Source organism: Clostridium sp. AF34-13, from assembly GCF_003477845.1.
Classification (GTDB): Bacteria; Bacillota; Clostridia; order Lachnospirales; family Lachnospiraceae; genus Butyribacter; species Butyribacter intestini.
In genome coordinates, this window is the sequence record NZ_QUEB01000005.1 from 60,415 (window position 1) to 73,086 (window position 12,672).

Annotated in this window: 9 protein-coding genes; 1 reads left to right on the forward strand and 8 read right to left on the reverse strand. The window is 35.0% G+C overall.

Going from position 1 to position 12,672, the window contains the following annotated elements; all coding sequences use genetic code 11:
- Positions 1-48: 48 nt before the first annotated feature.
- The 3 genes from DWZ63_RS05660 to DWZ63_RS05670 form a co-directional block, all read right to left on the reverse strand.
- On the reverse strand, positions 49-1,905 hold the full coding sequence (locus DWZ63_RS05660) for a M56 family metallopeptidase (RefSeq protein ID WP_118499080.1): 1,857 nt from the start codon (positions 1,903-1,905) through the stop codon (positions 49-51).
- A gap of 2 nt (positions 1,906-1,907) precedes the next feature.
- Complete coding sequence (locus DWZ63_RS05665; RefSeq protein ID WP_118499082.1) at positions 1,908-2,267, reverse strand: BlaI/MecI/CopY family transcriptional regulator; 360 nt, start codon at positions 2,265-2,267, stop codon at positions 1,908-1,910.
- A 407-nt stretch (positions 2,268-2,674) separates the two neighbouring features.
- The gene (locus DWZ63_RS05670; protein ID WP_055944776.1) at positions 2,675-4,927 is read right to left on the reverse strand and encodes a glycogen/starch/alpha-glucan phosphorylase; all 2,253 of its coding nucleotides are present in this window, start codon (positions 4,925-4,927) and stop codon (positions 2,675-2,677) included.
- 369 nt (positions 4,928-5,296) lie between these two features.
- Between DWZ63_RS05670 and DWZ63_RS05675 the strand changes: the two genes are divergently transcribed.
- Positions 5,297-6,169, forward strand: coding sequence for an AraC family transcriptional regulator (locus DWZ63_RS05675; RefSeq protein ID WP_022014261.1), 873 nt, complete (start codon positions 5,297-5,299; stop codon positions 6,167-6,169).
- A 9-nt stretch (positions 6,170-6,178) separates the two neighbouring features.
- Here the strand turns inward: DWZ63_RS05675 and DWZ63_RS05680 are convergent, their stop codons facing one another.
- From DWZ63_RS05680 to DWZ63_RS05700, 5 genes are all read right to left on the reverse strand, one after another.
- Positions 6,179-7,765 (reverse strand): AAA family ATPase, encoded by a 1,587-nt coding sequence (locus DWZ63_RS05680; RefSeq protein ID WP_118499086.1) that lies wholly within the window; start codon positions 7,763-7,765, stop codon positions 6,179-6,181.
- Positions 7,766-8,070: 305 nt separating this feature from the next.
- A complete protein-coding gene (malQ, locus tag DWZ63_RS05685; RefSeq protein ID WP_118499087.1) occupies positions 8,071-9,555 on the reverse strand; it encodes a 4-alpha-glucanotransferase in 1,485 nt (494 codons plus the stop codon).
- Positions 9,556-9,736: 181 nt separating this feature from the next.
- Complete coding sequence (locus DWZ63_RS05690) at positions 9,737-10,738, reverse strand: LacI family DNA-binding transcriptional regulator (protein WP_022014263.1); 1,002 nt, start codon at positions 10,736-10,738, stop codon at positions 9,737-9,739.
- Between the two features lie 121 nt (positions 10,739-10,859).
- Entirely contained in the window at positions 10,860-11,690 is an 831-nt protein-coding gene (locus tag DWZ63_RS05695; RefSeq protein ID WP_022014264.1) for a carbohydrate ABC transporter permease, read from the reverse strand.
- Positions 11,690-12,532: a sugar ABC transporter permease gene (locus DWZ63_RS05700; RefSeq protein WP_022014265.1), complete on the reverse strand. Its 843-nt coding sequence runs from the start codon at positions 12,530-12,532 to the stop codon at positions 11,690-11,692. The genes DWZ63_RS05695 and DWZ63_RS05700 overlap by 1 nt, the downstream gene beginning before the upstream one ends.
- Positions 12,533-12,672: the final 140 nt, after the last annotated feature.

Genomic DNA, 12,672 nt, shown 5'->3' on the forward strand with positions numbered 1-12,672 from the left:
AAAATCCATCTAAAGAGTTTGCATTGATTTCTCCTTTTATATCATGAATTACTCAGCTTTAAACCACCCCTTTTCAATCATATCATAAATACTCATTGAAAGCGAATTATCTTGTTCGTACCAGCCATCCCCCATAACACAAGCCTTGCAGCTGTCCATTGCCGGTATGACCATACCGATAACCCCATCCTTTCTCGTCAAATACATTACATAAGTGAACGGACAAGCAGAAAGACCTTTTCCTTTTTGGGCATTGGCATATCCTTTTTCAATATCTGCAAGAACTTTCTTATTTTTACATACATAATGCTTTCCATCATATTCAATCTCTGCACGCACAATATTATATACATCTGAACTTGTAAAATAAGACGCACTTCTCAAATGTTCTTCTATAAACAAAGGGAATACCAAATCATCTTTTTCTTCTATATCCTGTCCTATACGCCTATATGCGAGTTCACTCAAATTGAGGTAATCATTTACAAAAATATATGAGTTTACTTTTCCTTTTTTAGTCTTAAATCTTGCTTCCACATATCCGTTATCAGTAGTAGCTCCATGATATAAAGCCTTCTTATCAAGATTATATTTCTTTTTCACAAATGTATTATTCTCAACAGAATATTCATACATATTTTCCTTATCAGACATTTTATGCAGATATACGACTTCTCCACCTTTCTTAACCATTATCTCAACGGCACCGTCACCCTGCGTCATATTACAGCCTATCGGTTTTAAATCAACACTCTGAATATATTTTTGGTTTTCTGTGTCGTAAACAAATAAACCATAATAACCACCAAAAATAATCTTATTTTCATCTCCATAATACAACTGTGTACCATCTGCTCCAGGAGAAGTATTCACATCTACCACCGGCTTTTGTCCAATAATCTCATCCTGCTTCGTGCTATCCTTTTCTTTTGCAACAGTCTTTTCCTGCCCTGCAGAATTTTTTGAAGCATCTGAAACTTTTTTCCTTGTTCCAAAACATATTACAATAATACCACAAATAACAATAGCTAAAATAACGACACTTAATTTTGTCTTTTTATATACCATAATTTTTTTAATCCTCTCTTTTACGCCTATCTCTCCAAATCCCAGTGGAGCAAAAATCATTTTTCCAGTATCTGTACTACATTCTAACAAGGTCTGACAGTAATTTGCTTTCCACAAAGAGTCACGCTTGCTGATAACCTTTTCATCACAGGCAAGTTCCACATCTTTGCAAAACAAATAATATGCAATCCAGCAAAACGGATTAAACCAATATATACTAAGAAGTAAAAAACCTAATGGTTTCCATAAATGATCCCCTCGTTTAATGTGCATTTTTTCATGGGTCAATATATAATCATATTTATCTTTTTTTATGCCTGATGGAATAAATATCTGAGGTTTTATCACGCCTAACAAAAAAGGACTGTTGATCTCATCACAAATACTCACCCTTTCTTCAATATTAATAGATTGTGAAACCTTTTTTCGGATAACAATATATGATACAAGCATATATAAGACCAATACAAAAATTCCTGCTAACCAAAGAAAAATACATACATCCAAAAATCCGATTCCTTTATCAATAGGCGCAGAAGCCTGTGCATTATTTGAAATATAACTATCAATGCCATCGTCCACAATATTTAAACCAGTTCTAATTATAACCGGAGCCTGCTCCTGACTGCCATATTCCACAATCTTACTGCTGGGAAGCAGCCCCAACGAACTACGAATATCAAAAGGACTCAACAACTTTAATCCGACCAAGCCCCATAATAGAGGATATATAAATTTCGGAATTTTTTTCATAAAAATACGAATAAGAACAACAACTAATATCATAATACTGGCAACCCAGACATTATCAAGAATTGCAAAAAACATTTGTCTCATTTCTACTCCTCCCTGATCTTATCAATCATTTTCTGAATTTCATCAATATCTTTTTCTGAAAGTTTCTTTCTGCTTGTAAACGCTGCCAAAAATATTGGTATTGATCCCTTATAATTTTCATTTACCAGTTTTTCACTTTTTGCAAAATAAAACGCATCTTTAGAAATTTTTGATGTAACTGTTCCATTGATATTTTGAAAAATTCCTTTTTCACAAAGTTTTTTCAGAACTGTATATGTGGTTGATTTTTTCCACCCTAATTCTTTCCCACAGATTTTTGTCAGCTCTCCCGATGATATTGGTTCTCTCTCCCATATTATATCAGCAAACTTTGCCTGTACTTCACCTAATTCAATATCCACTCTATCTTCACCTCCTTTCCGGTCTATTCACAATAGACTGGTTGCAGTCTATCATGGATAGACCAATTTGTCAAGAATTAACATCAACTTAAATATAACAAAAAAATATGCCCGAAATAATCTCACCGTTTTCCGGTTTAAGAAAATTTCAAGCATATTTTTTATCATGCCTTACGGCAATCTATTTTGTTCCCATTTTTTACAAGTCAAGTTGATATTTACAATCCAATCTGCTGCTTGCTCATAACTCTACTTGTGTACTGACCTGTTAATTTTTATCACACTAGCTGCTATCGCAGCATATCAGAATTTGCTTGTCCCTCTCCTGATACTTGCAAGTCCCCACCCATCACTTATCTCTCTACACAATAGGAGCGTGCTACTTTCCTGATCCTGATAGTGTTAAATTACAGTTTCCAAATATCCTCATTGTACTGTGCAATAGTTCTGTCTGATGAGAAAAATCCTGCCTGGCTTATATTAACAAGCATCTTCTTTGCCCAAGCCTCTCTGTCGTTAAAGTCAGCATATGCTTTTTCCTTTGTCTCTACATAACTGTCAAAGTCAAGGAATGTCATAAACCAGTCTTTGTTTAAAAGTTCATTTTTAAGACGGTTAAGCTGTGTTTCATCACCAATTTTAAGCATTGCATCACCTGTAATAAAATCAACCGCCTCTTTGAGTGCAGGATTTTTTTCATAGTAATCTCTTGATACATAGTCAGAGTTTGCGTAATGTGCTATTACCTCGTCACTCTCTGCTCCGAAGATGTAAATATTGTCATCACCTACAAACTGGTGGATTTCTACATTTGCACCATCCTCAGTACCAAGTGTGATTGCTCCGTTAAGCATGAATTTCATGTTTCCTGTTCCGCTTGCTTCTTTTGATGCAAGTGAAATCTGCTCTGATATATCACACGCCGGAATAAGTCTTTCTGCCATTGTTACATTGTAGTTTTCTACCATAACAACATTGAGATATTTATTTACTTCCGGATCATTGTTGATAATCTCCTGCAAACATAAGATAAGGTGAATTATATCTTTTGCTATAATGTATGCCGGAGCTGCTTTTGCACCAAATATTACTGTGATTGGTGTCTCAGGTATGTTCCCTTTCTTAATCTCAAGATATTTATGAATCACAAATAATGCATTTAACTGCTGGCGTTTGTATTCATGCAGACGCTTAACCTGAATATCAAATATTGAATTAGGATTAAGTGTGATATTCTGAGTTCTCTTTATATAATCAACAAAATCTGCTTTGTTATCAGTTTTTATCTTAAGAAGTGTGTCGAGTGCATCCTTATCAGAAAGATATTTTTCAAGTTTCTTAAGTTCCTCTGCATCCTTTTTGTAACCGTCACCAATCCATTCTGTGAGCTGGTCTGTAAGTTCAGGATTGCAATGAAGAAGCCATCTTCTGAATGTGATACCGTTTGTTTTATTGTTAAACTTCTCAGGATAAATCTTATAGAAGTTGTTAAGTTCTGATTTTTCAAGGATTTCCGTGTGAAGTGCAGCTACACCGTTTACACTGAAGCCGTAATGAATGTCGATATGAGCCATATGTACTGTATCATTTTTGTCAATGATAACCACGCTCTCATCATCAAAGCGGCGGCGTACTTTATCGTCAAGCACCTCTATGATAGGCACAAGCTGTGGTACAACTTCCTTAAGGAATGAAATAGGCCATTTTTCAAGTGCTTCTGCAAGAATTGTGTGGTTTGTATATGCACAAGTCTTTGAAACAATCTCGATTGCCTCATCAATATCAATTCCCTCTTCCATAAGCAGACGGATAAGCTCAGGTATAACCATTGTAGGATGTGTATCATTTATCTGGATTACTGCGTAATTATATAAATCGTGGAGGTTACTTCCCTTTTTCTTACACTCATCTATTATAAGTTTTGCACCATTGCTTACCATGAAATACTGCTGGTAAATTCTGAGTTTTCTTCCGTCATCATCACTGTCATCAGGATAAAGGAATAATGTAAGATTTTTCGCAATATCTTTCTTATCAAAATCAATTCCATCTCCTACAATACTATCATCTACAGTATCAAGGTCAAACAATTCAAGTTTATTTGTTCTGTTGTCATATCCTGTTACATCTATCTCATACATTCTCGACTGAACAGTAAAATCTTTAAATTTTACAGGATAGCTCACATCTGTTTTTCTAAGGAATGTATTCTCCTCAATCCATGGATTTGCAGTCTCTTTCTGCTTATTATTCTCAAATACCTGCTTGAATAATCCAAGATGGTAGTTAAGACCAATACCAGAACCGTTAAGTCCAAGACTTGCTATCGAATCAAGGAAGCACGCTGCAAGACGGCCAAGACCACCATTACCAAGTGAAGGCTCTGCCTCAATCTCCTCAATCTCTGCAAGACTTATGCCGTTGTCAGCAAGGACTTTCTTTACATCAGCATAAATTCCGAGATTTATAAGATTGTTAGAAAGAAGTTTTCCTATTAAAAATTCTGCCGAAATATAATAAACTTTCTTTCCTGTGTCCTCCTGCACTTTTTCCTCTGACATATCTTTCGTGATATTTAAAAGTGCAACATAAATTTCCTGTTTGCTGCTGTCAGCAATACTTTTTCCAAGCTTCTGCTCTAAAGTGTTTTTGATATCCATAATAATCCTCCATTTTACACGCATTGTTGTTTACTTTGTAACATAAAATTCTCTATCTCTTATCCATATCCTTATTCACAATAAAATGTGAATTTTTAATTCCTGTCACCTGACACATTTTTATGTGCGGCAACTCTCTTAACTTTGTGACTATAATATATCATTTTAGTAAGTGTACTTCTTGTCTTTTCCTAGCACGATATGATACAATACTATCATTTAGAGATATTTTTTTAACGGACGCGAAACTGTTATGTGCTGTGATGATTGTGTATCTGTAGCAAATAATACCGTCGGCACGCTTTCGCTATGTTGTCACCGTGTAACAGTACATAAATGGTGCAAATTATCTTTTGGGAGGTTTTACATATGAATGAAATTGAAAAAAATAAATACCATGAAACAAAGACCCATTCCAGTGCGGAATTTTTATTTAATACTTATCCATGTTCTATCCCTATTGATTTTCCGAGTGTTCCCCTGCACTGGCACAATGATATGGAACTTATTGTTATCAAGCATGGTTCGGCTAAAGTTACGCTTAACCTTACTACGCATCAGCTATCGGCAGGTGATATCCTTGTGGTTCTCCCTGAAAATCTTCATTCTATTGATTGTGCTATCGGCGATAAACTGGAGTATGAAAATATTATTTTTAAAAAGGAACTTCTCAGTTTTGCGACAAATGATATAACCATGTCCAAATATCTGACTCCTTTTTTTAATGGTGATTTTCCTATTGTAACTCATGTGCATATGGGATATTCTTTTTATTCCCATTTTGTGAAGATTATAAATACTATGGATGTTCTGTGTGATAAAAAAGAATTTGGCTACCAGCTTGCCATCAAGTCATGCCTGCTTGAACTTATACACATTATGATAAGGCATCCGCCTAAAACGGAAGTTAATAAAAAATCAGAAAAATCGGTAGATAAAATAAAAGAAATACTTACTTATATGGAACAGCATTATAATGAAGAAATTCCGATTGAAAAGATAGCTGATATATGTCACTACAGCCCGTCACATTTTATGAAGTTTTTTAAAAATCATATGGGAACAAGTTTTATTAAATATCTTAATGATTTTCGCCTGATAAAAGCACGAACCAGACTGCTCACCACTGAGGACACCGTGCTTGAGATAGCCGGTGACTGTGGTTTCAACAATCTGTCGCACTTTAACAGGCTTTATAAAAATAAGTATGGGATAACACCGTCTATGACGAGGGAAATGTAAACGGTATCATTATTTCTCATACCTTTCAATCTCACATTTATGCACTTTATCCTTTTTGTCATATATTATTCCAACAATAAGTATGTCACCGGTATATGATAGAAGTGACTTCGGATACTGTTTCTGCTTAATCTGTTCCAACGCCGTGCGTACATTTTTATTCCATTTAAGTTCAATTACTAATGCCGGATAAAAATCCGTGTATTCCGGTTTTGGCAGATATACAAAATCCGCAAATCCCCTACCAGCCGGAAGTTCACGAATTGGAGTAAAATAATACTTCATTGAACTAAGATATGCAATAGTCAAAACGCTGCTAAGTGAATTTTCATCATTATATTTAATTACTGATGCATATTCCATATGAATTTTTTCAATTATTTCAGAAACTTTTTTATTATCCATATCTAATGTTGAATCTAAAAGATTATCAGACTGCTTCTCAAATTCAATAAATTCTTTCCACTTCTTCTGTCTTGTTGCTTTTAAAAGTTCCTGTCTTACTTCCTCATTTGGTATATACGCACACTTGCATTTCTCATCATATGCCAAATATCCTAAGTGTATAAGATATGTTATTATATCGTCCCTGTTTGAAAAATTTACTGCATCATTCTGAAATGTTCCAGTGTCAACCTTAACCATATCTCCTGAAAGCATCTCAATTATTGCATTTTTAAGTCCGTCAAAATTTTTACTTATCAATGGTATTATCGTTTCGTATGAGCCTGTCTGCGACCAATAGCTTTGAAAAAGTCTTTTTGTAACAACACTTACAACTGCTTTTGGATTGTAAATATGGTAATCCCCAAGCCGGTAACCATCATACCAATGTTTTACTTTTTCAAAATCTGCTCCATATTCAGTGCACAAAGTTTTAACTTCATCCTGTGTAAAACCTATATACCCAGCAAGTTCCCCTGCATCAAGCATGGTATATTCATCAAAATTGTTAAGTGCCGACTGTGTCTTTAATTTTTTTATTGGCAAAATACCAGTAATATAAGCAAGACCTATATATTTCATAGGTTCAGTTCCTTTAAAAAGACCTCTTAAAAAATTTATATACTCATCCTGAACCTCAAATTCAGCGGCCTCATCCCTTATCAAAACATCCCACTCATCAATAATTATTATAAACTGTTTTCCAGTTTTAGCATTTATATTTGACAAAGCATCGGGCAGCGAACTTATTTTTTCAGTTATAATCTGCGGAAAGTTTTCTCTTAACTCATCCACTATATTTTCAGTGATATAATTAACAAAATTTTTCGGATTTCCGGCAGGTTCTAAGCACCATTGCACATCAAAATGAATTACATCATATTTGTTTAAACTTTCTTCAAAACCATCCAAACTTCCTATTTTTAAATCTGAAAATAATTTCTTTGAGTCGCACCCTTTACTATAATAAGCCGTAATCATATCTGCCGTAACAGACTTTCCAAAACGCCTCGGACGGCTGTTACAAATAAAAGCTGCGTTCGTATTTATCACCTGATTAGTAAAATCAAGAAGTTCCGTTTTATCAATATATATTTTAGAATTTAATGTCCTTTTAAATGCAGCATTATCCGGATTTAAAAATCTCCCCACTCACCAACACCCCTTTCTGGCATTCTCTTGAAATACATTTTTCTTTATATCTTTGCAATCATTATATTATGCAATCTTCATTTAAGCAAGCTAAATTGCATTACGCTAACAAAAACTGTGTACATGCTCAAAGAAATGTTTATATTCATCAAAATTATACTAAAAAAATTTCAATTACTAAAACACAAAAAAGCTGTGGCTTCACTATAAAACCACAGCTTTTTAAAATCTCTATGTGATAAATCAATATCATAATCATTATACGGCGGATATTTGCAATCCGCTCTGCTATTTACCTGATAGAGTTAAATTCTACCATATAGCTTCATCTCCTGATGAAGTACATCTGCCAGCGTATCATTATACACTCCCGGCAGACATCTCCAGCTCCAGTTTTTATCACTGAGTGTTGACGGTGTGTTCATTCTTGCATTTTTTCCAAGTCCGAGGATGTCCTGCATCTGCATAATTGCCGTATCCGCAACGCTTGCCCATGCCGTACGCATCATTCCCCAATGATATCCTTCTGCTTCTGAAAGACGCATATATTTCTTCGCATATTCTGCATCTTCTTCTGATATTGTATCAAACCATCCAAGAATTGTCTCATTATCATGTGTTCCTGCATATACAACACAGTTTTTAGGATAGAGATGAGGCAGATATCCTGACTCCGTATCCCTGCTGTCAAATGCAAACTCAAGAACTTTCATTCCCGGAAATCCTGTATCTTTAAGAAGCTTTCTTACTGAATCCGTCAAAAATCCGAGATCCTCTGCTATGATTGGAAGTTCTCCAAGTTTTTCTTTTATAACATTGAACAAATCTATTCCAGGTCCTTCTTTCCATTCTCCGTTTCTTGCAGTGTTGTCACCATATGGGATAGAATAATATGCATCAAACCCTCTAAAATGATCTATACGAAGCATATCATATATCTGCGTCTGATATGCTATTCTGTCAACCCACCAGTTATAATCCTGTTCTTTCATGACTTTCCAGTTAAACAAAGGATTACCCCAAAGCTGACCATCTGCTGAAAATCCATCAGGCGGACATCCTGCCACACTTATCGGCATAAGATTATCATCAAGCTGAAACTGTTCGGGATTTGCCCAAACATCTGCACTGTCACTTGATACATAAATAGGAATGTCACCAATTATTTTAATTCCATTTTCATTTGCATAAGCTTTTAACTTTTTCCACTGTGTAAAAAATAAAAACTGTACACATTCCCAAAACTTTATCTCATCTTTTAACTTTTCTCTTTCTACTGCAAGAGCTTTGTTATCTCTTTTTCTAAGAATTTCCGGCCACTCAAGCCATGATACTCCATTTTGCTCGTCTTTTATTGCCATAAATAAAGCATAGTCAGAAAGCCATTTATGATTTTCTTTTCTAAATTCTGTAAGCTCTGTCTGATATTTTTCTTCTGCAGTCTTGGCAGCCTTCCTTAAAACTCCAAATCTCCTGTTATATAGCAAACCATAATCTGCTTTCTCCGGGTTGCTGCCCCAATCTATATTTTTATACTCATCTTTTTCAAGAAGTCCGGCTTCACTAAGTTCATCAAGATCTATCATATACGGATTTCCGGCATATGATGAAAATGACTGATACGGCGAATCTCCATAACTTGTCGGACATATTGGTAATATCTGCCAATATGATTGTCCTGCCTTATGTAAAAAGCGGACAAATTCTCTTGCTGCCTCTCCCATTGTTCCAATACCGTAAGGTGATGGCAATGATGTGATAGGCATTAAAATTCCTGCTTTTCTCAAAATATTTTCCTCCTTTTACACTTTTGAAATATAAAACTGTTATAGGCAGTGATGATTTTTACGCTATAACAATACCGACACGCTCCCGCTATATGTCGGCTAACATTATCTGTTATATATGCAAAGTCCAATAACATCATAATGTCAATTTCATATATATTTTTTATGTGATGTACTTTAATACTTATAAATTTCTTACACTTTCTCTTTCAAGAAGTTTAAATGGTATAGATACATCCCGTCCTTCATCCGGGTAATGTATCTGTCGCAACATAAGCTCTACTCCCTCTCTCGCCATTTTTTCCGTGTCTTGTTTTATAGTCGTAAGTCTTGGAATACAGTAATTTGAAAGACTTATCCCGTCAAATCCTATGACCGATATGTCATCCGGCACTTTTTTTCCTGCATCGCATATTGCACGCATCGCACCAACTGCTATCGTATCACTCAGTGCAATGACTGCCGTAACATCCGGCATATTCTTTAAAAGTTTTTTCATTGCCTGATATCCGTCCTCCATAGAAAATCGACATTGCACATAACCTTTTTTCTCATCAAACGGTATATTATTTTCCTGAAAACTCCGAATACATCCCGCATATCTTAGAGAACTTATCTGTGTTGCCGACAATATTCCACCTACAACACCTATCTTTTTATGACCTTTTTTTATAAAATAACTGCCGACTTTATATGCTGCTGCCTCATCATCTGTATAAAATGATGAAAGATTACTTATATTAAGACTTCCGGCACTATTTGTGACAAGAATACAAGGTACATCTATTCCTTCAAATTCATCAAAATAATCAAGATTTCCGCCGAGAAATATAATTCCTTTAGGATTTCTTTCACGACACAGCATAAGTGCACATTCCACTTCGTTTGCATCTTCATCTATATATGATACTTCTGCAATTTCTCCATTTTTTGAAAGGAGCATTTGCATTTTCTCAAGAATATCTGCAAACAGCATATTTTGATTTCCCTTTACAATGATTGAAAGCGATGACGCAGCCTGCCTCTTTAACTGCCGTGCATTACTGTTAGGCTGAAAATTACTTTCTTCTATAACTCCCATTATCTTTTTTCTTGCTTTGTCACTGACATCAGAATGATTGTTCAATACCCTGGATACAGTCCCTATACCATATCCTGACAATCTGGCGATATCTTTTATAGTCATACATTTGCCTCACTTTTTTATTTCCATGATATTTAAGAACTTTTTAGTCCCTAAAACACCTTTATCAGATAAAGTACCATATGACTTCATCTGATAAAGTATATTTCATGCAAAATGTATTTTAACCTTTAACGGCTCCGGCTGCAACTCCTTTGATGATATATTTCTGACAGCATAAGTAGAATACTATAACAGGGATAACTGCCATGATAAGACAAGCCATAATAGCACCCATATCAACTCTTCCGTAACTTCCCTTCATATACTGAATGATAATTGATATTGTCTTATATTTCTTTATATCAAGTGTAAGATATGGAAGAAGGAAATCGTTCCAAATCCACATTGCCTCAAGTATTCCTACAGATATAAGAGTAGGTTTCATCATTGGTACTACAACGCTGAAGAATGTTCTTATAGGACTGCAGCCGTCAATCATAGCTGCCTCCTCAACTTCAATAGGAATTGATTTTACAAATCCGCAGAACATAAATACCGCAAGACCTGCACCAAATCCAAGATATATTATCAAAAGACCCCATGGTGTATTAAGTCCAAGTGAATCTGCCGTTCCTGATAAGGTAAACATTACCATCTGGAATGGAATTACCATTGAGAATACACAAAGAAGATAAATTGCTTTTGTAATCTTTGTCTGTACTCTTGTGATAAACCATGCACACATTGAACAGCACACAAGAATAAGAACTACACCGCCTACCGTAATAAATACAGTCCAACCGACAGCCTTAATAAATTCATATTTTGTTATTGCCTCTTTAAAGTTCTCCAATCCGACAAAATTCTTTGATGTCGGCATTTTAAAAGGCTCAAGATTGATAAATGTCTTTTTCTTGAAAGAGTTCATCAATACAACAATAATTGGTGATACAAATATAATTGAAATAACCGTAAATAATAATGTAGCCAAAATTCCTTTTACTTTTTTCATTACTGCTGCACCTCCTTACTTCTTGTAAGTCTAAGCTGTAACATACTGATAACTATTACTGCAAGGAAGAAGATAACTGCCTTAGCCTGACCTACACCTTCATATCCAACTCTTCCATAGAATGTATCATAAATATTCAATGCAAGCATCTCCGTTTTATGAAGCGGCTCACCACCCGTAAGTGAAAGGTTCTGGTCAAAGAGTTTGAATGAGTTTGTTATTGTTAAGAATGTACATATTGTTATCGATGGCATCATGTTTGGAATAGTTACATGGAAAAGTCTCTTCCAAGCGTTTGCACCATCAATCATAGCAGCTTCTCTTAATGAATCAGGTATTGCCTGCAGACCCGCTATGTAAACTATCATCATATAACCTATCTGCTGCCAGCAGATTAAGATTACAAGACCCCAAAATCCTAATTTTGCATTAAGTTTTAATGCCATATCAAAATGACTGAATATACCATCAAATATAAGCTGCCATATATATCCAAGTACAATACCGCCAATAAGGTTTGGCATAAAGAATATTGTTCTAAAAATATTAGTTCCCTTAATTTTCTGTGTAAGTGCAAGTGCAAGTGCAAATGCAAGAACATTAACAAGTACAAGCGTCACTATCGCAAATACTGCCGTAAATCCAAATGCATGAGGGAAGGTCGTATCCTTAAATGCTTCGATATAATTGCCTATTCCCACAAAATCAGCATCCTTGATAGTGGTAAATTTACAAAATGATAAATAAATTCCTTCGATAAATGGCACGATAAATCCTATCATAAATGCTGCCATAGTAGGAAGCACAAATACCGGCCAGTATTTTCTTATTGCTTTTTCCATAATAATCCTCATTTCTGCACATTCCACTGTGCATAGCACAAAATGCATTGCCGCTCACTGTCCTGTGAACAGTAACCAAAATACAGTTGATTTATTAATATTTGTTCCCTTATTGTCATTACTTACACTACTATTTATGC